Source organism: Aeromicrobium jepli (genome assembly GCF_047246605.1).
Lineage (GTDB): Bacteria > Actinomycetota > Actinomycetes > Propionibacteriales > Nocardioidaceae > Aeromicrobium.
Genome location: NZ_JBFOKO010000001.1, coordinates 594354 through 616735, shown reverse-complemented (window position 1 = coordinate 616735; position 22382 = coordinate 594354). Strand labels below are relative to the sequence as shown.

The following is a 22382-nucleotide window of genomic DNA, read 5'->3' as shown; positions in this document are numbered from 1 at the left end:
TCAGGCGGCCGTGGACTGGTTGCGGCGCCAGCGGATGCCGGCCTCGATGAACTCGTCGATCTCGCCGTCGAGCACGGACTGCGTGTTGCCGGTCTCGTGCTCGGTGCGCAGGTCCTTGACCAGCTGGTACGGGTTGAGGACGTAGTTGCGCATCTGGTCGCCCCAGCTGGCGGCGACGTCGCCGCGCAGCTCGTCGAGCTGGGCGCGCTCCTCGGCCTTCTTCAGCGCGAGCAGCTTCGCCTTGAGGATCACCATGGCGCTGGCCTTGTTCTGCAGCTGGCTCTTCTCGTTCTGGCAGCTGACGACCACGCCGGTCGGGATGTGGGTCAGACGCACGGCCGAGTCGGTCGTGTTGACGCTCTGGCCGCCGGGGCCGCTGGAGCGGTAGACGTCGACGCGGATCTCGTCCTCGGGGATCTCGATGTTGTCGGTCTCCTCCAGCACCGGGACGACCTCGACCGCGGCGAACGAGGTCTGGCGGCGGCCCTGGTTGTCGAAGGGGCTGATGCGCACGAGGCGGTGCGTGCCGGCCTCGACCGAGAGCGTGCCGTAAGCGTAGGGCGCCTTGATCGCGAACGTCGTCGACTTCAGGCCCGCCTCCTCGGCGTAGCTCGTGTCGTAGATCTCGATCGGGTACTTGTGGCGCTCGGCCCAGCGGATGTACATGCGCTGCAGCATCTCGGCGAAGTCCGCGGCGTCGACGCCGCCGGCGCCGGAGCGGATCGTGACGAGGGCCTCGCGCTCGTCGTACTCGCCCGAGAGCAGCGTGCGCACCTCGAGGCTGTCGATCGCGGCCTCGAGTCGGCCGAGCTCGGCCTCCGCCTCGGCGGTGGAGTCGGCGTCGCCCTCCTCGGCGGCCAGCTCGACGAGGACCTCGACGTCGTCGAGTCGCTGGCGCAGCGTCGTGACGCGCTCGATCTCGGCCTGCAGGACGGAGAGGCGGCCCGTGACGCGCTGCGCGTTGGCCTGGTCGTCCCACAGGTCGGGGGCGCCCACCTGCTCCTGGAGGTCCGCGATCTCGGCCTTCATCGCCGGGATGTCGAGCACCTTCTCGATCGACGTGAGCGTCGCACCGAGGTGCTTGATCTGTTCGGAGAAGTCCACGCTGGCCACGCGTCGAGACTACCGCTGCGGGCGAAGACCGGCGTCGCTGCGGTGATCCGGCGTGGAAGGGTCCGGACGGCACACCGGAGGCACCGTCGGAAAACGCCGGGATTCCGGGCCGCGCCGCGGATAGTAAACAGATACTTTCAGAATCTGGGTGATCTGTGTCACAAAGTCCTCGCGGGGGTGCATGATCGTCCCACCGGGGGGCCGACTTGAGGGAGATCGGATTCGTATGAACGTGGGCAACATCGCCGGTCATGCTGCGACCGGACTGCTGGTGTTCTTCGCGATGGTCGTGGCCCCCCAGCTCTCCGGCTGGGGGGCCACCACCGCTGCCCTGGTGATGCTCGCCGCCGTCGCGGTGGCCCTCACCGGCGCCGTGGTCCTCGCCCGGCTCGTGCCTGCTCCCCTGCCGGCACGGCAGCTCGAGTACGACGCGGCGTGGGACCACGCCCTGGCCGACCTGGCCGGGGACGCGGCCTGAGCCGACCGCTCAGCGGCCCAGCCGCAGCGCGTCGCGGATCGTGAAGAACACGTCCGTCTGGTCCGTCAGGCCGACCACGTTGGCCGCCCGCGGGCCGTACGCCGCGATCCGCAGCTGGCTGCCCGTGTGCTGCTGCGAGCCCGCGCTCGCGCTCGTGGCGTAGTTGATCGTCATCGGCTGGCCGTCGCGCGTCAGCAGGTTGACGGTCGAGCCGGGCGTCGTCGAGCCGGCCTCGACGATCTGGCTCGTGTGCGCGTGGTCCGCCGTCACGATGACCGTCGTGTTCCCGTCCTTCTTCGCGTAGTCCAGCGCCACCTTCACGGCCTCGTCGAGGTCGAGCGTCTCGCCGATCTGGCCGCAGGCGTCCGATGAGTGGTTGCGCTTGTCGATGCTGGCCCCCTCGACCTGGAGGAAGAAGCCCTTGCGGTTCCGGCGGTCGAGCAGCTCGATCGACTTCTCGGTCATGTCCGCGAGCGACGGCAGCGACGCGGTCCGCGCCGGGTTCTCCTCGCACGCGACGGGCGCCTTGCGACCACCGTCGGGCGTGGCGGCCGGACCGGTCCAGCGCACGGGGAAGTTGCCCGGCGCGAACAGGCCGAGCAGCGGGCGGTCCTGGTCCGCCGAGCGCACCGAGGACAGCGCGTCGAGGTCCTCGACGATGCGGTAGCCACGACTTTCGGCCTGCCGACGCAGCGTCTGGCCCTTCCAGCGGCCCGCCGTCGCGGTCTCGGCGAAGGTCGCGGCGCCGCCGCCCAGGCTCACGTCCGGCCGGGTGTCGAGCAGCTGCTCGGTGATGCTGCCGGCGCCGCCGTTCTCCTTGGCGTTGGCCGGGCACGTCCTCGTCGTGGCCACCGGGCCGTAGCAGCTGCGCGCCGTCACGTGCGCGACCTGCACGGCCGGCGTCGCGTCCTGCAGCTCGGCGGTCGAGACGTTGCCGGTCTTGTAGCCGGCCCGCTTCGCCAACTCCAGCAGCGTGCGCTGCGGCTTGCCCTCGATGTCGACGCTGACCGCGTTGTCGTAGGTCTTGGTGCCCGTCGCCCATGCCGAGCCGGTGGCGGCCGAGTCGGGCACGTAGTCCGGCTTTCCGTCCTTGGTCAGCGAGTAGGTCGTGTACTGGCCGGTGAGCGGCAGGGCGTCGATGCCCGGGAACCGGCCTGCGGCGCCGTGGACGTAGTTGCGGGCGCTCGTGATCTCGGAGTCGCCCATGCCGTCGCCCACGATCAGGATGACGTTGTCGGGCCGGCTGCCGTCGATGGCCTTCTTGACGGCCTTGGTCTGGTCGCCCGCGAGCCGGGCGGCGCCGCCGTGGCGGCTCAGGTCGCGCTCGCCCGAGGCGATCGAGCCGACGACTGCTCCCCCGAGGAGCAGCCCGGCCGTGCCCACGGTGACGAGCGTGCGGGTGCGGTTGCGCATACGTGTCATGGCCACAGGCCACCGCCCACCGATGACGCCGGGGTGAACCGTCGGCGACAGACGTCTGGCGGTTACCCGAACGTCACGCGCGCGGGACCCCGGACATCCCGGAGGGGTTCAGTCGCCGTCGGCGTGGCGGCGGGTCGCGGCCCGCAGCTCGGCCTCGGCGTCGAGGCCCTGGGCGCGGGCGCGCTCGACGAGGCGCAGCAGCTCGGCGCCGAGGTCGTCGCCCTCGACGGGCCGGTCGACGCGGCCGAGCACCTTGTCCGCGGCCATGAGGGCCGGCAGGTCGGCCGGGATGCCCTCGGCGGGATGCGTGCGCTGCTTGCGCTCGGCCTTGAGGCGCTGCCAGTTGGCGTCGACCTCGGCCGCCGACGCGACCGTGACGTCGCCGAAGACGTGCGGGTTGCGGTGCACGAGCTTGTCGGCGATGTCGCGCACGACGTCGTCGGTCGTCCAGCCCTCGTCGTCGGACTCGGCGATCGCGGCGTGGATGACGACCTGCATGAGCAGGTCGCCCAGCTCCTCGCGCAGGTGGTCGGCGTCGGCCAGGTCGATCGCCTCGGCCGTCTCGTAGGCCTCCTCGATGACGTAGCGGCGCAGGGAGGCGTGCGTCTGCTCGCGCGTCCACGGGCACTCGGCCCGCAGCCGGCGCATGACCTCGACGAGGCGGTCGAACTCCCGGCTCACGTCAGGCGGTGCACTGCAGGGCCTCGGGACGGTCCTCGACCGCCGTGCCCTCGAGCGAGACCGCGGGGACCGAGAGCGAGCCGGTGTCGCCGATCTGCTGCAGCGTCTCGTCGAGGCCGAAGCGCGGGTCGACGGTGATGTCGCGGTCGTTGACGGCCTGGCCCAGCAGCTGCTGGCCCGCCTGCAGCAGCTGCTGCTCGTCGGTGACGTCGGGGTTCTGCTCGCGCGCCATCTCCACGACGATCGCCGAGGTGCGCTGGTTGCGCTCGATCAGCGCGAGGGCGCCGTCGAGGTCGTCGCCGAACATCTCCTCGAGCTGGGCGCGGTCCTGGCCGCTGACCTTCGGCACCGTGATGTCGTAGTCGCGCTCCTGCGCGATCGAGTCGGCCACCTCGCCAGCCAGCAGGTCGGCGATGGCCTGGCGGCGCAGGCCGATCGTGTCGATGCCGGCCTGGTTCTGGCCCTCGGCGGTCCCACCGGACAGCGAGGCGGCGCAGTAGACGGCGGCGACGTCGTCGACGTCGGACATGGCGATCCGGGATCCGTCCACGACCGCGGCGGCGCCGGGGTGGACCGGTCCGCAGGCGGACAGCGCGAGCGCCGCGAGCCCGAGGACGACAAGGCGGGTCTTCGACATGGCGTCAGCGTAGCGGGCGCGGGTCAGTCGACGACGTCACCGAGACCCGTGCCGGTCTCGTCGATCCACTCGGCCAGCCGGTCCTCCCGCACGGCCTGCCACAGGTCCTCGCCGGCGGGGCGGTCGAGGTAGACGACGCTCTGCGAGCCCTCCATGCCCAGCCCCTTCAGCGGGACGACCGTGAACGCGATGTCGTCGGAGCGGACCGATCGCAGCGACCAGCCGAGGTTGCGCATGTCGGCCGCGGACCAGCCCTCCTCGACCGCGAGGTTGGCGGTGACGGCGTCGAGCACCTCGTAGAGCCGCTTCGGGCTGGTGAACGTCGAGCGCGAGAGCGTCTGCCCGGCGAGGGAGCGCAGGAACGCCTGCTGGCGCTCGATGCGGTCGATGTCGCCGCGCGGCAGGCCCGCCCGCTGCCGGACGTAGGCCAGTGCCGTCTCGCCGTCCATGCGGTACGTGCCCGCCTTCCACGTCCGGTCGCTGTACGGGTCGGTGACGGTGCGCGGGATGTTCACGCGGACGCCGCCGAGCAGGTCGGTGAGCTCCTTGAAGCCCTCCCAGTCGATCACCGCGACGTGGTCCATGCGGACGCCCGTCAGCTTCTCGACGGTCTCGACGGCGAGCGCGGGACCGCCCCACGAGAAGGCCGCGTTGATCTTGGCGGGGCCGTGCCCGGGGACCTGCACCCAGGAGTCGCGCGGGATGCTCACGACCCCGACGGAGTGCCGGTCGGCGGGGATGTTGACGACCATCATCGTGTCGCTGCGCTGGCCCGCGATGGACCCGTCGACGCGCTTGTCGCTGCCCATCAGCAGGATGTTCATCGCGTCGGCGGGGGCGCTCTGGGGCCGCTCCCCCACCGGCATGGCGGACGGCAGCTCCCGGACCTGCCCACCGAGGTGGCTGCGCAGCCAGTAGTCGGCGCCGAGCGCGGCCACGACGGACACCGAGACGACGATCGCGAGGACGATCAGCAGGCTGCGGCCGACCCGCCGCCAGCGCGACCGCGGCTGCGGGCCCGGCCGCTCGACCGGAGGATCGTCGGTGATCACGGCCTGACGATAGGCCGGTCCCGGCGCGGATGATGGCGGTTTCCCCACGCTTGTGACGGGAGTGACGGAAGACGACGATCCGGCCCGTCATCGCCCCGCCGAGTGCGCGAAAGCCGGCTCCACGCGGTGCCGGCGTGGATAGCATTCCGGCATGCGTGCGCCGATCCGCCCGATCCGAGGCCGCTGGCCGTCCTGGCTCGAGGGCCTCGCGCCCCTGCGCCGGTTCTTCCGGCTCGACCCGCTCGCGATCCTCGACGACGACGCCTCGCCCGAGGCGTTCCGCGAGGCGATGAGCTCCATCCACGTCGGCGGCACGATCAAGATCACCGGGGGCGACCGCCACCCCGAGACGGACGAGCTGCTCATCGGCGCGGTCGACCTGTCGAACGCGCGGATCGCCGACATCGGCGCGTCGGACGGGTCGACCTCGGTCGATCTGATCGGACGACTGCCGGACTTCGCGGCCTACGTCATCGCGGACCTCTACCTGACCCTGCGGGCCGTGCGGGTCGGCAGCCGCACGGCCCTGTTCGACGCACAGGATCGCTGCGTGCTCGTGGTGGGCCGGCGGCTGATGGCGTGGCCCGAGCTGAGCCGTGTCGTGCGCGCGCTGTACGGCAGGGTCATCGCCCGGGCGGCCGCGCGGCTGCGCTCGGATGGGCGCGAGGTGCTGCTGCTCAACCCCGAGACCCGTCGCCTGATCGCGAGCGACCCGCGTGTCAGCCACCGCACGCACGACGTGTTCACCGTGTGGGAGGGCGACCGTCCCGACGTCATCAAGATCGCGAACCTGCTGCGCCGGCTCTACTTCGACGACGCCGACCTGCTGCGCGCGCTGCACGCCGTGCACGCCAGCCTGCCCGAGGGCGGCCACCTGATGATCGTCGACAACCCGCGCCTGGCCGACCCGCGCCCTCGCGCCGGGGTGTGGCGACGTGAGGACGGCCGGTTCGTCGAGGTGGCGCGCCTGGGCGAGCCCGAGATCGCCGACCTCGTCGAGCGGGTCGGCGCATGAGCACTCCCCCGCCGTCCGTCACGATCGCGGTGCTGACCTACCTGCGACCGGAGGACATCCAGGCCAGCCTCCTGGCGCTCGTGGACCAGGCCGCCCGCTACCCCGGCGAGGCCTCCGTCCTCGTGGTCGACAACGACCCCCAGGGCTCCGCGCGCAGCACCGTCGAGCCGTTCACCGCCGACCGCGTCTCCTACGTCGTCGAGCCCACGCCCGGCATCGCCGCCGCGCGCAACCGCGCCCTCGCCGAGTGCGACACGGACCTGCTGGTCTTCATCGACGACGACGAGCGGCCGACCCCGGACTGGCTCCGCCTGCTCGTCGACACGTACCTCGCGCATCCCGGCACGCTCGGCGTCCTGGGGCTGGTCGAGTCCGAGTTCAGCAGCACGCCCGATCCGTGGATCGTGGCCGGCCGGTTCTTCGAGCGGCTGTGCCCGCCCACCGGGACCGAGATCTTCGTCGTGTCGACGAACAACCTCCTGCTCGACCGCGGCCTGCTGGAGCGCGAGTCCCTGCGCTTCGACGAGAGGTTCGGCCTCTCCGGCGGATCGGACACGCTCTTCAGCCACGAGGCCCGCCGGCGCGGGCTGAGCTTCCGGTTCTGCGCCGAGGCGCTCGTCCTCGACGCGGTCCCGCCCGAGCGGATGACGCGCGAGTGGGCGCTCAACCGCACCTACCGGATGGGCAACAGCTGGAGCAGGACGCTGCTGGCCGTGACCCCACCGGGCCCGGGTCGCCTCGTCACGCGGCTGAGGCTGACCGCCGCCGGGGCCGCCCGGGTCGCCTTCGGGGCCGTCCGGGCGATCGCCGGCCGACTCACGGGATCGACCTCGTGGCACGCGCAAGGTCACCGCACGCTGCGCCGCGGCGCCGGCATCGCGGCCGGCGCGTGGGGGCACGCGTACGAGGAGTACGCGCGCCCCGTCAGCCCGTGATCGCGTCGATGACGCGGCCGGCCCAGTCCAGCAGCTCGCGGCCGCGCAGCGGCTGGCCGCCGATGCCGGCCGCGCGCGGGGCCGGGACCAGCAGCACCTTGACGGCCTCCTTGTAGAGCGCCTTGGGGTAGATGCGGTTGATCCGCAGCTTCGCGGACTCCTTGAGCTCGACCGGCGCGAAGCGGATGTTGGAGCCGGCCGACGTGACCTCGCTCAGGCCCGCCGCGCGGACCTTGACCCGCAGCACCGCGACGTCGAGCAGCGCCTCGACCGGCTCGGGCAGCGGACCGTAGCGGTCGGCCAGCTCGGTCCGCAGCTCCTCGATGTCGGAGGTCGCGCGCACGTCCGCGAGCCGCTTGTACATCTCCAGGCGCAGGCGCTCGCTGGGCACGTAGTCGTGCGGCAGGTGCGCCTCGACGGGCAGCTCGAGCTTGACCTCCTTCTCGGGGCCGGCCTCGCCGCGGAACTCCGCGACGGCCTCGCCCACGAGCCGGATGTAGAGGTCGAAGCCGACATCGGCGATGTGGCCCGACTGCTCGCCGCCGAGCAGGTTGCCCGCGCCGCGGATCTCGAGGTCCTTCATCGCGACCGCCATGCCGCCGCCCAGCTCGGAGTGCTGGGCGATCGTGACGAGGCGGTCGTGCGCCGTCTCGGTGAGCGGCTTGTCCGGCGGGTAGAGGAAGTAGGCGTAGGCGCGCTCGCGGCCACGGCCGACGCGGCCGCGCAGCTGGTGCAGCTGCGACAGGCCGAGGGTGTCCGCCCGCTCGATGATCATGGTGTTGGCGTTCGAGACGTCCAGGCCGGACTCGACGATCGTGGTGCACACCAGCACGTCGAACCGCTTCTCCCAGAAGTCGACCATGACCTCCTCGAGCTGGTGCTCGCTCATCTTGCCGTGCGCCACGGCCACGCGGGCCTCGGGCACGAGCTCGCGGATGCGCGCAGCCGTCTTGTCCATGCTCTGCACGCGGTTGTGCAGGTAGAACACCTGGCCCTCGCGCAGCAGCTCGCGACGGATCGCGGCGATGATCTGCTTGTCCTCGTACGGGCCGACGAACGACAGCACCGGGTGGCGCTCCTCGGGGGGCGTCGCGATCGTGCTCATCTCGCGGATGCCCGTGACGGCCATCTCGAGCGTGCGCGGGATCGGCGTCGCGGACATGCTCAGCACGTCGACGGCGGCGCGCAGGTGCTTGAGCGCCTCCTTGTGCTCCACGCCGAAGCGCTGTTCCTCGTCGATGATGACCAGGCCGAGGTCCTTGATCTTCACGCCCGGCTGGATCAGCCGGTGCGTGCCGATGACCATGTCGACCGAGCCGTCGGCCAGGCCCTCGAGGGTCGCCTTGGCCTCCTTGTCGGTCTGGAAGCGCGACAGCGGCTTGAGGGTCACCGGGAACTGGCCGAACCGCTCCGCGAACGTCGCGTAGTGCTGCTGCACGAGCAGCGTGGTCGGGACGAGCAGGATGACCTGCTTGCCGTCCTGGATCGCCTTGAACGCCGCGCGCACCGCGATCTCGGTCTTGCCGTAGCCGACGTCGCCGCACACGAGGCGGTCCATCGGCACGGTGCGCTCCATGTCGCGCTTGACCTCGTCGATCGTGGCGAGCTGGTCGGGCGTCTCGACGTGCGCGAAGGCGTCCTCGAGCTCGGCCTGCCACGGCGTGTCGGGACCGAACGCGTGGCCCTTCGTGGACTGGCGGGCCGCGTAGAGCTTGATGAGCTCGTCGGCGATCTGGCGCACCGCCTTGCGGGCGCGGCTCTTGCGGTTCTGCCAGTCGCCGCCGCCGAGGCGGTCGAGCGACGGGGCCTCGCCGCCGACGTACCGGCTGACCTGGTCGAGCTGGTCCATCGGCACGAACAGCCGGTCCGGCGGCTGGCCCCGCTTGCTGGGCGCGTACTCCAGCACGAGGTACTCGCGGGCGGCGCCGTGCACGACGCGGTTGACCAGCTCGACGTAGCGCGCGACGCCGTGCTGCTCGTGGACGACCGCGTCGCCGGGCTTGAGCTCGAGCGGGTCGATCTGGCGCCGGCGGCGGGCGGGCATCGACCGCTCGGTGCGCTCGGCGGCGCGCTGGCCGACGAGGTCGTCGAGCGTCAGCATGACGAGGTTGAGCGAGTCCGACACGAAGCCGTGCGGCAGGTCCGCGCAGACGACCTGGACGACCTGCTGCTCGGCGCGGTCCGCGCCGTCGGCGTGCTCGACGATCGTGGCCGCCACGTCCTGCTCGGCGAGCCACTCGACGGTGCGCTGCGCCTGGCCGTGGGCGGGCGCGACGATCACGATGTGGCGCTTCTCGCCGCGCCAGCGGACCACGTCGGCGAGCGCGGCGGACGTGTCGCCGCGGTACTGCGGCGCCGGCTCGGCGTCGACCAGCCGGGACTCGTCGAGCGCGAACGGCGACACCTCGCCCCAGCCCAGGCCGAGCGTCACGAGGTGCTTGCGGACGTCCTCGAGGTCGTGGAAGCCGGCCGAGCCCAGGTCGATCGGGCTCTCGCCGCCGTCGGCCGCCGTGGCCCACGAGGCGGCGAGGAACTCCTCGCTCGTGGCGAACAGGTCGGCCGCGCGCGACCGGATGCGCTCGGGGTCGTTCGCGATGACGGTGGAGCCCTCGGGCAGCAGGTCGACGAACAGCTCCATCTCGCCGGCGAGGACGGGCGCGAGGGACTCCATGCCCTCGACCGCGTGGCCCTCGGCGAGCTTCGTGAACAGCTCGGCCATCGACGGGTGCGACGTCGCGTAGCGGGCGGCCGTCGCGCGGACCTCGTCGGTCAGCAGCAGCTCGCGGCACGGCGGCGCCCACAGCCGCTCGACCGGCTCGAGGGTGCGCTGGTCCGCGACGGCGAACCGGCGGATCTCGTCGACCGTGTCGCCCCAGAACTCGATGCGCAGCGGGTGGTCCTCGGTGGGCGGGAAGACGTCCACGATGCCGCCGCGCACGGCGAACTCGCCGCGGCGCTCGACCAGGTCGACACGCGCGTACGCCGCGCCGGCGAGCCGGCGGACCACGTCGTCGAGCTCGACCTCCTGTCCGGCGACGAGGTCGACCGGTTCGAGGTCGGCCAGACCCTTCACCTGCGGCTGCATGATCGAGCGGACGGGCGCGACGACGACCTTGGGGCGCTCGTCGCCGCCGTGGACGACGCGGCGCAGCACGGCGAGGCGGCGGCCGACGGTGTCCGAACGCGGCGACAGGCGCTCGTGCGGGAGCGTCTCCCAGGCCGGGAAGACCGCGACGGCCTCCGGGCCGATGAGCGTCGCGACGGCGGCGGCCAGCGTGTCGGCCTCGCGCTCGGTGGCGGTGACGGCGACCGTGACGCCGGGGCCGTCGCTGAGGGCGGCGGCGACGAACGGCTGCAGGGCGGGCGGGGCCGTGAGCTTGGCACCGTCGGCGCCCTCGCGCAGGTCGGCGACGAACGCGGCGAGATGGGGCTCGGCGGCGACGGCCGCGGACAACTGGGGCTGGACCATGACCTGTCAAGCCTACGGCGGCGGCGGTGATCGCCCCATCCGAGTACGGGACAGGGACGGTGCCGCTCTGCCAGAGTTCGACCATGGCCCCGGCTCCCGCCACGCAGCTGACGTTCGTCGTCGTCGTCTTCGAGGCCGAGCACGACCTGCTGTGGCTGCAGGCGACGTCCCTCGCCCGCCACCTCGACCCGGCGATCGTGGCGCGGATCGTCGTGCTGGACCAGTCGCGTCCCGCCCTGTCGGGACGCGCGCGACGGCGGCTGCTGCGGGCGTACGGACCGCTCGCCGATCGCGTCGAGATCGTCACGAGTCCGCCCGGCCCCGACGGCTGGGTCGGCCAGCAGGTCCTCAAGCTGGGCATCGCGCGCGAGGTGACGACACCGCACTACGTCGCGCTCGATGCCAAGAACCACGCCGTCGCGCCGCTCGGCCTCGACACGTTCCTCGCGCCGGACGGGCGCGCGCACCTGCGCTGGTACCGCTACGCCGGCCACCCGATGGAGGCGCGCGTCCTGCGCACGGCGAGCTGGCTCGGACTGCCCGAGGAGGCCGCCCGGCAGGAGCTGCCCGCCACCACGACGCCGTTCACGTTCGTGACCGAGGAGGTGCGCCGGCTCGTGGCGTACGTCGAGGACCGCGAGGGCACGTCGTTCGGGGAGGCGTTCCGGTCCGCCGGCCTCATCGAGTTCCCGCTGTACGCCCTGTGGCTGCTCCGCCGGGGCACGCTCGACGAGCTGCACGACCGCGAGGAGCTGCGCTGTCCCACGGTGTGGGCGAGCTCGCGCGACGCCGCCACCGTCCGCTCGCTCGTGGCGGGCGCCGGTGACGCCCCGTTCTTCGCGGTGCACCGCTCGGCGCTCGTCCGGCTCGGCCCCGCGGCGTGCCTGGCGCTGGCGTCCTGGTGGCGCGGGCGCGGCCTGTTCATGAGTCGCGTGGGGCCCCTGTGGTTCCTGGGACGAGCCCGCGCCCGCATCGTCGTGGCGACCCTGCGTTCGCGCCGCAGAAACGCGCGTTTTCGGTCCCCATGAGCAGCGCCGATCGCTAGGGTCGGACGGTGAGACGGAGGGGGGCCATGACGACGCGAGCCACGTTCGGCGAGGGTCTCGAGGCCCTGCGCGCCGCCCAGAAGCCGTCCCGCGGCACCGCCGCGTACTCGCGGCACGTCAATCGGCCCGCCGGCCGCTACGTGGCCGCCGCCGCCAACACGCGCGGCATGACGCCCAACCAGGTCTCGGTCGTGAGCGCGCTGTTCTCGTTCAGCGGCATCGCCCTGCTGGCGATCGTCCGTCCGAGCGTCGGTCTCGGCATCCTGGTCGCGCTGCTGCTCGCGGTCGGGTACGTGCTCGACTCCGTCGACGGACAGCTGGCCCGGCTGTCGGGTGGCGGCTCGGTCTCGGGCGAGTGGCTCGACCACACGATCGACACCGTCAAGACCACGACGCTGCACCTCGCGGTCCTCGTCAGCTGGTACCGCTTCGGCTGGACCGAGGACGACGCCTGGCTCCTCGTGCCGCTCGGGTTCACCGTCGTGGCGGTCGTGACGTACTTCGGCATCCTGATCATGCCGACGCTGCGGCCCCGGCAGCCGGCGGCGCAGCCCGGCACCGAGCACCCCCTGCGCCAGTTCCTGCTGCTGCCGCAGGACTACGGCTTCCAGTGCTGGATGTTCGTCCTGCTGGGCTGGACGCAGGTCTTCGCCGCCGTCTACACGGCCGTCTTCGCGTGCTGTGCCGCGCTGCTGGCCGTGGCGCTGCGCAAGTGGTGGCGCGAGCTGCGGGCGATCGACGCGGGAGGACCCGCATGAGGATCGCCATGATCGGCACCCGCGGCGTGCCGGCCCGCTACGGCGGCTTCGAGACCGCGATCGAGGAGATCGGCCGGCGGATCGCGGCCGGCGGCGACGAGGTCGTCGTCTACTGCCGCGGCGCCGAGGAGCCGATCCCCGAGTATTTCGGCATGGAGCTGGTGCACCTGCCCGCCGTCCGGTCGAAGGCGGTCGAGACGCTCTCGCACACCTTCCTGTCGGTGCTGCACGCCGTCGCCCGCCGGCGCACCGCGGACGCCGCGATCGTGTTCAACGCCGCCAATGCGGTCTTCGTCCCGCTGCTGCGCCTGCGCGGCATCCCCACGGCGGTCCACGTCGACGGCCTCGAGTGGAAGCGCGCCAAGTGGGGCCGCTGGGGCCGGCGCTACTACCGCATGGCCGAGGCGCTCGCGGTCCGCTGGGCCGACGCGCTCATCGCGGACGCCGAGGGCATCGCGCAGTACTACCGCGACGAGTTCGGCGCCCCCACCGAGGAGATCGCGTACGGCGCGCCCATCCTGGAGGACGACGACGCCGCGCTGTTGCGCCGCGAGACGGGCCTCGGACCGCGCGGCTACCACCTCGTCGTGGCGCGCTTCGAGCCCGAGAACCACGTGCTGGAGATCGTCGAGGGCTACACCGCGTCGGCCGCCCGGCTGCCGCTCGTGGTGGTCGGGTCGGCGCCCTACTCCGATGAGTACACGGCGCGGATCGAGAGCCTCGCCGCCGGCGACGAGCGCGTCACGATGCTCGGCGGCGTGTGGGACCAGGACCTGCTCGACCAGCTCTACGCGAACGCCGCCTGCTACCTGCACGGGCACTCGGTCGGCGGCACCAACCCGTCGCTGCTGCGCGCGATGGGCGCCGGCACCACGGTCGCCGCGTACGACGTCTCGTTCAACCGCGGGGTCCTCGGCGACGCGGGTCGCTGGTTCTCCTCCCCCGACCAGCTCGCCGACGTGCTCGCCGAGGTCGAGGCCGAGCTCGACGAGCAGCCCGAGGCGTACGCCGGCCGCGTGAAGACGATCCGCGAGCGCGCCCGCACCCACTACGACTGGGACGACGTCGCCCGCTCCTATCGGGACCTGGCCGACCGGCTGCGGCGGCGGGTCGTCCGCCGGCCGCGGCTGTCGGGACGCCGCCGGTGACCCTGCGCGTCACGCTGGCCCATCCCTCGGCCGAGCTCTACGGGTCGGACCTGCAGCTCGCCGAGACGGTCGGCGCGTTCGTCGAGGCCGGTCACGACGTGACGGTCGCGCTGCCCGAGCCGGGACCGCTGGTCGCTGTGCTCGAGGAGCGTGGGGCCCGCACGGTCGTGGCCGCGTTCCCGGTCCTGCGCAAGGCGTTCCTCAACCCACTCGGTCTCGTCCGCCTCGCGGTCGCGACGGCTGGCTCGCTGCCACGGCTGTGGCGGGCGGTGGGAGCCGCGGACGTCGTGTGGGTCAACACGATCACGGTCCCCGCGTGGCTCGCGGTCGCCCGGGTGCGCCGTCGCGACACCGTCTGCCACGTCCACGAGGCCGAGGACGAGGGGCACCGGCTGGTCCGGACCGCCCTCGCGCTGCCGCTGCTGCTCGCGCACCGGATCGTGTGCAACAGCCAGGCCGCGCGCCGCAGCCTGACCTCGGTCCTGCCCGCGCTGGAGGACCGCGCGACCGTGGTGCACAACGGCGTCGAGGGACCACCCGGCGAGCCCACTGCCCCACGACCGCGCCGACCCGGCGACCCGGCCACGCTCGCGCTGGTCGGCCGGTGGTCACCGCGCAAGGGCACCGACGTCGCGCTCGAGGCGGTCGCCCGGCTGCGGTCGCAGGGGCGTGACGTCCGGATCGAACTGTGCGGCAGCACGTTCGAGGGCTACGAGTGGTTCGAGCGCGACCTTCGCGCCCGTGCACAGGCCCCCGACCTCGCGGGCGCCGTCAGCCTGCTCGGCTTCGTGCGCCCCGTGTGGTCGGTGCTGGAGCGGGCGGACGTCGTGCTGGTGCCCTCGCGGGTCGAGCCGTTCGGGAACACCGCGGTCGAGGCGCTGTGGGCGCGGCGACCGCTCGTCGCGTCCCGCACGCAGGGCCTGCGCGAGATCGTCGAGGACGGCGTCACGGGCCTGCAGGCCGAGCCGGGCGACGCCGCCTCGCTGGCCGCCGCGATCGCCCGGCTGCTGGACGATCCCGCGCTCGCCGCCCGCCTGGCCGAGAACGGGCGGCGCGAGGCGCGCCGCCGGTTCTCGACCGAGTCCTACGCGGCTGCGGTGACCTCGTCGCTCAGCCCGCGTCCTTGACCGTGATCTCGTCGATCGACCAGCCCTGGGGGCCGTTCGTCGTCGTGCCGGACAGGTAGAACCACAGCCCCAGTCGCCCGGGGGCCTGCAGGGTCGCCGTCGAGTCGGAACGTTCGAGGGTCCATCCCGCGGGCTCGGCGTCGCCGGCGTTCCAGACCTTGATCCGCAGGGTGGTGCCGCTCGTGCCGACCGCCTGCATCCGGACCTTCACGGTCTGGCCCCCGGCCATCGTCACGCCCGGTGCGGTCACCGAGCCGAGCGTCGCGGACGTGCCACCGGCGATCCGGACCAGGTCCACGCGCACCGTGTTGTCCGCGCGCGTCAGGATCTTCGCGCGGTACGAGTTCGAGCCGTCGATCGACCGCACGATGGGCTCGAGGAAGGTGCCGCCGCCCGTCGCCGACTTCTCGAGCGTGTAGTCGAACGTGAGGTCCGACTCGCGCACCGAGGAGCCGCTCAGGGTCGCCTCGCGACCGGCGCCGGCGGGCAGGGAGACCCGGCCGGCGCCGCCGGAGACCGAGAAGGGCGCTGCCGAGCCGCCGCTCACCGTCCACGTGCCGCCGGCGTCCGCCGTGCCCCAGCCGCCCGTCACCGAGCGGCCGAACGTGTCGCGGGCGACGTCGCCGCCGGGCTGCGGCGCCGTCACGGTCACCGTCCGGGTGACCGAATGCGTCGCGCCCCGGTTGTCGGTCACCGTGAGCGTCACCTGGTACGAGGCGTCCTGCGCCGGGTACGTGTGCGACGTCGTGGCGCCGGTGCCGGTCTCGCCGTCGCCGAAGCTCCACGCGTACGACGCGATCGAGCCGTCGGGATCGCTCGACCCCGTGGCGTCGAACGTGGCCGTCGTGCCCGAGCCGCCGACCGTGAAGCTCGCGGTCGGGGCCTGGTTGGGAGCCGGGGCGCCGGGCGCGACCGCGGCCAGGTCGTCGATCGACCAGACCTGCGGACCGTTGGTCGTCGTGGTGGACACGTAGTAGCCCAGCCCGATCCGGCCGGACGTCTGCAGCGCCGCCGTGGCGTCGGAGCGCTCGAGCGCCCAGGCGCCCGGCTCGGCCGTGCCCGCCTTCCAGACCTTGACCTTCAGGTCCGTGCCGCTCGTGCCGACCGCCTGCACCCGCACCTCGAGCGTGTCGCCCGCCGCCTGCGTGACGCCCGGTGCGGTCACCGAGCCCAGCGTGGTCGTGGTGCCGCCGGCGACCCGCACGAGGTCGACGCGCACCGTGCCGTCGGCGCGCGACACGAGCTTCGCGCGGTAGGACGTCGACGCGTCGACGGCTCGCACGAACGCCTCGAGCACGCTGCCGCCTCCGGTGGACGCCTTCTGCAGCGAGTAGTCGAACGTCAGGTCCGTCTCGCGCGAGGCCGAGCCCTGCAGCATGATCTCGCGTGCACCACCGGCCGGCAGCGACACCTGTCCCTTGCCGCCGCTGACCGAGAACGCCGCTGCTCCGGACGCGGGCGCCCAGGCCCCGCCGAGGTCGGCGTTGCCCCAGCCGCCGGTCACGGTGCGACCGAAGGCGTCACGGGCGACATCGCCGCCCGGGGCCGGCGCCTCGACGGTGACCGACTTGGTGACCGAGTCGGTCTGGCCCGCCGCGTCCTTGACCGTCAGCGTCACCGGGTAGGTGCCCGCGGCGCCGTACGCGTGGGTCGGGTTCGCCTGGGTGCTGGTGGCACCGTCGCCGAACGTCCAGGCGTGGGAGGTGACGGCGTCGTCGTCCGTCGCCGCCGACGTGAACGCCACGTTCAGCCCGCTGCGCGAGAACGTGAAGTCGGCCTGCGGCGCCGCGTCGGGATCGACCGTCCGGGTGACCGTGTTCGTCAGGCCGCCGTCGTCGGTCACCGTGAGCGAGACGGTGCGCGTGGCGCCGTTCGCGTAGGTGTGCGACGGGCTGGCCTGCGTGCTCGACGTGCCGTCGCCGAAGTCCCAGGCGTAGGAGGCGATCGTGCCGTCCGGGTCCGAGGAGGTCGACGTGAAGTCGACCTTCAGTCCGTCGACGGTGTGCGTGAACCCGGCCTCGGGCGCCTGGTTCGGCACGGTGACCGAGACGATGCGGCTCGTGGTGGCCGTCGCGCCGGCGTCGTCCGTGACGGTCAGCGTCACGCCGTAGGTGCCGCTGGTCGCGTACGTGTGCGAGGGCGAGACGCCGGTGCCGGTCTCGCCGTCGCCGAAGTCCCACTCGTACTTCGTGATCGAGCCGTCCGGGTCGCTCGACGCCGACGCGTCGAACGCGACCGTCGCGCCGTTGGTCGTGCCGGTGAACGAGGCCGTCGGGGCCGCGTTGCTCGTCGTGCGGCCCGAGGCGAGGTAGTGCGCCCGCACGGTCTGGGCCGAGAGCTGCGAGCTGAACACGGCGGCCTCGTCGACGTCGCCGTTGAAGTACATCTGGCTGTTGCCGCCCCACGTGTTGTCGCCGCCGAGCTTCCAGTAGCCGGTGTAGTTCTCGGCGACCGTGTTCGGGTCGGAGGAGTTCAGCACGCCGTCCACGTAGAGCCGCATGCCCGCCGGGCCGAACGTCGAGACCAGGTGGTGCCACTGCCCGTCGTTGAGGGCGGCGTTGGAGTCGATCGTGACGGTCGAGCCGTTGTAGACGCCGAACCGCACACGACCGTCGTCGAGCATGTAGAGGTGGCGGTCGTAGTTGTTCGAGGGCGTCCCGTTGGCGCTGGAGCCGAAGCCGAAGATCCGGCCGCCGCTCGTGTCGGTCGTGCGGATCCAGACCGACTGCGTGAACACCTGCGGGTTCGTCGTGGAGCTCGTCGCGACGACGTTGCCGCCGTCCTTGCGGCCGATGCCGAACAGGCCGCCGGGGACGGGGCGCCCCAGCTGGACGGCGTTGTTGCCGGCGATCGCGCCGGGACGGCCCTTCGTGTAGTTGCCCAGGTACGTGCCGTTCAGGCCGACGATCGAGGAGTCCGCCGCCACGGTGCCCGTGCCACCGTCGGCGAGGCGCCAGTACAGGTCGGGCTCGGCGTTGTAGACCGCCGCGCCGTACGGGTCGGCCGGCGCCTGCGGGGCCGTGCCGGCCCGGCCGCTCGCCCGCCAGTGCTGGTCGACCTGGGTGGCGTTGAGCACGCTCGGGTAGACGGCGAAGTCGTCGATCTGGCCGTTGAAGTACTTGTTGCCGTTCCACGTGTTGTCGCCGCCGAGGCGCCAGTAGCCCCAGTAGGCCTGCGCCCGTCCGACGTCGCTGCGCGTGCCGATGCGGCGCCCGTCGAGGTACAGCACCTGCGTGCCGCCCGAGAACGTGGCCACGACGTGGTGCCAGGCGTTGTCACGGACCGAGCCGGGGCTGCTCAGGGTCTTCGTGGCGCCGTCGTAGACGCCGAAGACGAGTCGACCGTTCGAGTCGATGTAGAGGTGCCGGTCGTAGCTGTTGGAGTCACCGGACGCCGCCGAGCCGAAGCCGGCGATCTTGCCGCTGCCGGACGAGAGCTTGAACCACGTCTCCAGGGTGAACTTCTGCGGCCCCCAGATCTTCGTCGGCGAGACCGTGACGCTCGAGGCCGTGCCGTTGAAGCCGCTCGCCGCGTCGCCGGAGCCGTCCTGCATCGCCCCGGCCACGCCGCGGGTCACGGCGGTTCCGGCGGTCGTGTCGTCCACGCCGGCCCAGTCGATGACGTCGCGCGACGTCTCGGACAGGCGCCAGTACTTGGTGGCGCCGTCGGCCCAGACGCGCTGCGCGTACGGCCCGACCGCGCCGGTCGAGGCGACGGTGACCGTCACCCAGTCCGAGAGCGCCGTGTTGCCGGAGGAGTCGCTGACGCGCAGGCGGTACCGCGGCTGCGTGCCGGGCGTCAGGCCGGTGTCGGTGAAGCCCATCGGCTCGACCTCCCAGAACCGCGCCGTCTGCGTGCCCTCCCACACCTTGTTCGTCGTCGTGTCGCGGAAGACCTCGTACTTCAGGGTCGCGTTGTCGCGGTCGTACGTGCCGGGCCACGAGACGCGGACCGTGCCGCTCGCGAGGCTGCGCGCCTTGAGCCCCAGCGCCGCGCCGCTCTCGCGCGGGCCCTGCTTCTCGGGGGCGACGCCCTTGCGTGCGAACCGGACGATGCCCTGCTGGGCCTGGTTGTTGACGCGCGTGAACTCACCGCCGTAGACGACGTAGTCGCTGTTGGCCTCGACGTCCCACGGCCCCTGGCTCTTGCCGGTGTAGGTGCCGGGGACGAAGTCGGGGAAGAAGTTCAGCAGCGTCGGGCTCGGCCGTCCGACGTGGTCGGGGTAGCCGTAGACGTCGCGCTGCGAGGTGCCCGTGGCGTACTTGGTGACGGCGGTGCCGTGGTGGAAGTTCCAGTTCGGCTCGGTCTGGGGGAAGCCGCCCGTGCCGAGGTTGCCGCAGTAGTGGCTGTGCGACGCCTGGTAGACCGTGTTGCCGCGCGGCGCGACGTCGTACGTGTCGCCGTGGCAGTCCGAGACCCACGCGAGGTTGCCGTCCCACGTGGCCTGGAACGATCCCTCGAGGTTGCCGCCGCCGCCGAAGTGGTAGCCCGAGCCGTAGAAGCCCTGCGCGTCGCCCTTGATCGACAGGATCGCGGCCTCGGTGCCGCCGTTGCGGATGGCGGAGTTCGCGCTGAAGGGCAGGTTGGTGGCACCCGTGGCGGCGTCCACGAAGCCCAGGCCGTAGCCGGGGTCGGACGAGTTGTTGACCTTCGTGAAGGCGCCGCCGAAGGCGACCTTCGTGCCGTCGGGGCTCGCAGTGATGCCCTGCACGTTGCCGTCGGTGAGGACCGGGTTGAACGGCAGCGTCGCACCGTTCGCGGGGTTGAAGGCGCCGACCTTGACGCGGGTCGCCGTGCCGAGCGTGGAGAAGCCGCCGCCCACGTAGACGGCGTCCGACGTCGCGTGGAGCGCGTTGACGGTGGCGTTGGTGCCCGGGGTGTTGCCGAGCACGGCGCCGGTCGCGGTGTCGAGGGCGGCGATGCGGTACCGGTTCTGGCCGTCGACCTTCGTGAAGCTGCCGCCGACGTAGAGGCGCTTGCCGTCGGGCGACACGGCCAGCGCCTTCACCTGCGCGTCGAACGCGGGCTTGATCGTGGTGATCAGCTCGCCCGTGGTGAGGTTGTAGGCCAGGAAGTTGGAGCGCGCCTGCGTGCTGGTCCCGGCGGCCGCGCCGGCGGGGCGCGCCGTCGTGAACTGGCCGCCGACGAAGACGGTGTTGCCGACGATCTCCTGGTCCCACACGACGCCGTCGATCTGCACGGTCGGCAGCGCGTCGGCGGTGACGGTCGTGGGCAGGGAGGGGTCGGCCGGGTCGATGTCCGCGTAGGCCGTGGTGGCGACGAGCGCGGGCGCCACGAGAGCGACCGCCGAGAGGATGAGCGCGCCCATGCGCACGGATGTACTGGCCATTTCCCACTCCAAGACGACAACGCCGGACCCGTCCACCGAGGAGAGGCGGGGGGACCGATGCCTGAGACACCGATGGGCCCATCGTCACCAGCGTTCGCAGGGGTTATCGGCGCTTTCGCCCAAGTCGTGACCCATGTGACGAATGAGTCCTGGGTGGCTAGGAGAGGTCGCCCGTCAGGATCACGGGACGCTGCTTCGGCGACCAGGAGAACTCGAGCTGGACCCGGTCGCGCTCACGCGGCGGCACGTTGAAGACGAAGACGCCGGTGGCCGAGCGGCCCGCGCGCAGGCTGCCCTCGAACGGCCGGCCACCCGGCTCCGTGATCGCGATCGCGGGCGTGCGGTCGGTGCCGTAGTACGCGTTGACGACGACCCGGCTCAGGTCGAGCGCCTCGTCCCCCGCGGTCGCCCTCACGGTGAAGCGCAGGGCGGGCGCCGAGACCTCGCCGGGCAGGTTGGCCTCGCTGCGCACGCGCTCGACCTTCGTGACCTCGGCCGTCGCGCCGCCGGCGAGTCGGACCTCGTCGGTGAGCGGCCGGCTGCGCGGCCCGGCCGTCTTCGGCGTGACGACCTTCGGCGCGGGCGTCGCCGTGGTGGGCTCGCTGGGCGCGGGACTGCTCACGGCGGGGGTGGCGGGCGTGTACTGCGGCTCGGCCGACGAGTCGTCGGAGTCGGAGGATCCCACGAGCCACCACACCGCGAGGGCCAGCACGGCCAGGACCACGACGGCGCCGGCCAGCAGCGCCGGCTTCGGCTTCGAGCGCTCGGTCATCGGAACTCCTGGGTGGGCGCGGCGCGAGGTGCACCGATCGTACTCAGATCGGCGCCGCGCGGGGGCTCATCCGTCAGAAGCCGCGTCGACCGGCCGGTCCCACCGCGCGTCGTCGTGCTCACGGGCCGGCACGAGCGCCAGCCCGACCAGCAGCGCGAGCACCAGGACGCTCGAGCGGAACGGCCCGAACCCGAGCGACCACGCGGCGCTGCACGCCAGGAACACCACCAGGCCGCTCGCGCGCTTGAGGCGGACGCGCACGAGGACGGCCCGGAACGTGACCCAGGCCAGGACCGCGCACAGCACGACACCGCCCCCGCCGAAGTTGGCCCACAGGTCGCCGACGATCGAGTGCAGCGAGAACCCCGAGCCCAGCATGTAGGTCTCGACGTAGCCGTTGTTGGGGTCGTAGTTGATCGACGCCATGCCCGACTTGGCGACCAGGATGTCCTGCAGCGACGGCTTGACCCCCAGGCCGAAGCCCCACGGCGACTCGCGCATGAGCGCCACGGTCGCGGCGAGCTCGGGACGACCGCCGAGCAGCAGGGAGCCGCCCGCCTCGAGCTGGGCCTGCGTGCGCTGCTGCGTCGACTCGCCCAGCGCGCCGGCCAGGATGAGCCCCTCGACGAGGTGGTAGACCACCCAGCCGAGCGCCGCCACGACGATCGCGGTGCCGGCCCAGCGCGCGCGCTCGTCGCCGGCCGCGTGACCCGACCGGGCCGCCTGCCAGGCGACCACGAGCAGGGCGAGGCCGAGGATGGCGCCGCCGGAGCGAGCGTCGTTCGTCGCCGAGATCGCGGCCAGCACGGTGAGCACGACCATCTCGAGCCAGCGGCGCCCGATGCGCCACGCGATCGCGAGCGACAGGACGGTCACCGGGAGCGCGAAGCCGAACTTCCACGGGTTGCTGCCGAACAGCGAGCTGTCCGGCGAGACGGTGGCCAGCATGGCCACGCCGGCCAGGATCGCGACCGTCGGCGCGGACAGGCGCGTGCGCGCCCACAGCAGGACGCCGATCCGGCCGACCGTGGTCACGAGCAGCAGGGCGACCTCGAGCCCGCCCGTGAAGCTGGCGTCCCGGTCGGGTGCGGCGAGCAGCGCCATGGCCGCACCGGCGGCGAGTGCCGCCACGGAGGCCCACACGAGCGGCAGCGCGCCGGAGAAGCGGCGCAGGCTGCCGATCCACACCGGCGCGAGCGCGAGGACGACCATCGTGGGGATCGTCAGGCGCGCGACACTGAGGTTGATCGTGGTGAAGCTGAGCAGCACGGCGACGGCCGCCACCCACCGTTCGACCTCGTAGCGACGGGCCGCGAGCCGATGTTCGGCACTCGCTGCCACGACCGTGCTCACCGGGTTAAGGTACCTCGGCGGCGCGG

The 22382-nt window shown here is 72.7% G+C and carries 16 protein-coding genes; 7 read left to right on the top strand and 9 right to left on the bottom strand.

Annotated elements, in window-relative coordinates; all coding sequences use genetic code 11:
* Positions 1-1113 (bottom strand): peptide chain release factor 2, encoded by a 1113-nt coding sequence (gene prfB, locus AB3M81_RS02995; RefSeq protein WP_412902415.1) that lies wholly within the window; start codon positions 1111-1113, stop codon positions 1-3.
* Between the two features lie 226 nt (positions 1114-1339).
* On the opposite strand from prfB, the gene AB3M81_RS02990 reads away from it, so the two are divergent.
* On the top strand, positions 1340-1591 hold the full coding sequence (locus tag AB3M81_RS02990) for a hypothetical protein (protein WP_412902414.1): 252 nt from the start codon (positions 1340-1342) through the stop codon (positions 1589-1591).
* A 9-nt stretch (positions 1592-1600) separates the two neighbouring features.
* On the opposite strand, the gene phoA is transcribed toward AB3M81_RS02990, so the two are convergent.
* The 4 genes from phoA to AB3M81_RS02970 form a co-directional block, all read right to left on the bottom strand.
* A complete protein-coding gene (gene phoA / locus AB3M81_RS02985; RefSeq protein WP_412902413.1) occupies positions 1601-3013 on the bottom strand; it encodes an alkaline phosphatase in 1413 nt (470 codons plus the stop codon).
* Between the two features lie 108 nt (positions 3014-3121).
* On the bottom strand, positions 3122-3694 hold the full coding sequence (locus tag AB3M81_RS02980; RefSeq protein ID WP_412902412.1) for a nucleoside triphosphate pyrophosphohydrolase: 573 nt from the start codon (positions 3692-3694) through the stop codon (positions 3122-3124).
* Position 3695: 1 nt separating this feature from the next.
* Positions 3696-4331, bottom strand: a complete 636-nt coding sequence (locus tag AB3M81_RS02975) for a hypothetical protein (protein WP_412902411.1) — start codon at positions 4329-4331, stop codon at positions 3696-3698.
* Positions 4332-4354: 23 nt separating this feature from the next.
* Positions 4355-5383: an LCP family protein gene (locus AB3M81_RS02970; protein ID WP_412902410.1), complete on the bottom strand. Its 1029-nt coding sequence runs from the start codon at positions 5381-5383 to the stop codon at positions 4355-4357.
* 151 nt (positions 5384-5534) lie between these two features.
* Between AB3M81_RS02970 and AB3M81_RS02965 the strand changes: the two genes are divergently transcribed.
* Both AB3M81_RS02965 and AB3M81_RS02960 read left to right on the top strand, forming a co-directional pair.
* Complete coding sequence (locus tag AB3M81_RS02965) at positions 5535-6398, top strand: hypothetical protein (RefSeq protein WP_412902409.1); 864 nt, start codon at positions 5535-5537, stop codon at positions 6396-6398.
* Positions 6395-7333, top strand: a complete 939-nt coding sequence (locus tag AB3M81_RS02960; RefSeq protein WP_412902408.1) for a glycosyltransferase family 2 protein — start codon at positions 6395-6397, stop codon at positions 7331-7333. The genes AB3M81_RS02965 and AB3M81_RS02960 overlap by 4 nt, the downstream gene beginning before the upstream one ends.
* On the opposite strand, the gene mfd is transcribed toward AB3M81_RS02960, so the two are convergent.
* The gene (gene mfd, locus AB3M81_RS02955) at positions 7323-10802 is read right to left on the bottom strand and encodes a transcription-repair coupling factor (RefSeq protein ID WP_412902407.1); all 3480 of its coding nucleotides are present in this window, start codon (positions 10800-10802) and stop codon (positions 7323-7325) included. The two genes, AB3M81_RS02960 and mfd, sit on opposite strands and share 11 nt — an antisense overlap.
* Positions 10803-10885: 83 nt before the next feature.
* Between mfd and AB3M81_RS02950 the strand changes: the two genes are divergently transcribed.
* The 4 genes from AB3M81_RS02950 to AB3M81_RS02935 are packed head-to-tail and all read left to right on the top strand — an operon-like array spanning position 10886 to position 14881.
* Positions 10886-11830 carry a DUF6492 family protein gene (locus AB3M81_RS02950; RefSeq protein ID WP_412902406.1) on the top strand — a complete coding sequence of 315 codons (945 nt, stop codon included), beginning with the start codon at positions 10886-10888 and terminating at the stop codon, positions 11828-11830.
* Positions 11831-11874: 44 nt separating this feature from the next.
* Positions 11875-12606, top strand: a complete 732-nt coding sequence (locus AB3M81_RS02945) for a CDP-alcohol phosphatidyltransferase family protein (protein ID WP_412902405.1) — start codon at positions 11875-11877, stop codon at positions 12604-12606.
* Positions 12603-13754 (top strand): DUF1972 domain-containing protein, encoded by a 1152-nt coding sequence (locus AB3M81_RS02940; RefSeq protein ID WP_412902404.1) that lies wholly within the window; start codon positions 12603-12605, stop codon positions 13752-13754. Before AB3M81_RS02945 ends, AB3M81_RS02940 begins: the two co-directional genes overlap by 4 nt.
* Positions 13751-14881: a glycosyltransferase family 4 protein gene (locus tag AB3M81_RS02935; protein WP_412902403.1), complete on the top strand. Its 1131-nt coding sequence runs from the start codon at positions 13751-13753 to the stop codon at positions 14879-14881. Before AB3M81_RS02940 ends, AB3M81_RS02935 begins: the two co-directional genes overlap by 4 nt.
* On the opposite strand, the gene AB3M81_RS02930 is transcribed toward AB3M81_RS02935, so the two are convergent.
* From AB3M81_RS02930 to AB3M81_RS02920, 3 genes are all read right to left on the bottom strand, one after another.
* Positions 14865-20231: a PKD domain-containing protein gene (locus AB3M81_RS02930; protein WP_412902402.1), complete on the bottom strand. Its 5367-nt coding sequence runs from the start codon at positions 20229-20231 to the stop codon at positions 14865-14867. The two genes, AB3M81_RS02935 and AB3M81_RS02930, sit on opposite strands and share 17 nt — an antisense overlap.
* A gap of 157 nt (positions 20232-20388) precedes the next feature.
* Complete coding sequence (locus AB3M81_RS02925) at positions 20389-21003, bottom strand: hypothetical protein (RefSeq protein WP_412902401.1); 615 nt, start codon at positions 21001-21003, stop codon at positions 20389-20391.
* A gap of 66 nt (positions 21004-21069) precedes the next feature.
* Positions 21070-22356 carry a hypothetical protein gene (locus AB3M81_RS02920; RefSeq protein ID WP_412902400.1) on the bottom strand — a complete coding sequence of 429 codons (1287 nt, stop codon included), beginning with the start codon at positions 22354-22356 and terminating at the stop codon, positions 21070-21072.
* Positions 22357-22382: the final 26 nt, after the last annotated feature.

Coding starts and splice junctions, on each gene's coding strand:
- mfd (WP_412902407.1), bottom strand. CDS start 10,802: ATGGTCCAGCCCCAGTTGTCCGCGGCCGTCGCCGCCGAGCCCCATCTC.
- AB3M81_RS02940 (WP_412902404.1), top strand. CDS start 12,603: ATGAGGATCGCCATGATCGGCACCCGCGGCGTGCCGGCCCGCTACGGC.
- AB3M81_RS02990 (WP_412902414.1), top strand. CDS start 1,340: ATGAACGTGGGCAACATCGCCGGTCATGCTGCGACCGGACTGCTGGTG.
- AB3M81_RS02925 (WP_412902401.1), bottom strand. CDS start 21,003: ATGACCGAGCGCTCGAAGCCGAAGCCGGCGCTGCTGGCCGGCGCCGTC.
- AB3M81_RS02950 (WP_412902406.1), top strand. CDS start 10,886: ATGGCCCCGGCTCCCGCCACGCAGCTGACGTTCGTCGTCGTCGTCTTC.
- phoA (WP_412902413.1), bottom strand. CDS start 3,013: ATGACACGTATGCGCAACCGCACCCGCACGCTCGTCACCGTGGGCACG.
- AB3M81_RS02975 (WP_412902411.1), bottom strand. CDS start 4,331: ATGTCGAAGACCCGCCTTGTCGTCCTCGGGCTCGCGGCGCTCGCGCTG.
- AB3M81_RS02945 (WP_412902405.1), top strand. CDS start 11,875: ATGACGACGCGAGCCACGTTCGGCGAGGGTCTCGAGGCCCTGCGCGCC.
- AB3M81_RS02965 (WP_412902409.1), top strand. CDS start 5,535: ATGCGTGCGCCGATCCGCCCGATCCGAGGCCGCTGGCCGTCCTGGCTC.
- AB3M81_RS02960 (WP_412902408.1), top strand. CDS start 6,395: ATGAGCACTCCCCCGCCGTCCGTCACGATCGCGGTGCTGACCTACCTG.
- AB3M81_RS02930 (WP_412902402.1), bottom strand. CDS start 20,231: ATGGCCAGTACATCCGTGCGCATGGGCGCGCTCATCCTCTCGGCGGTC.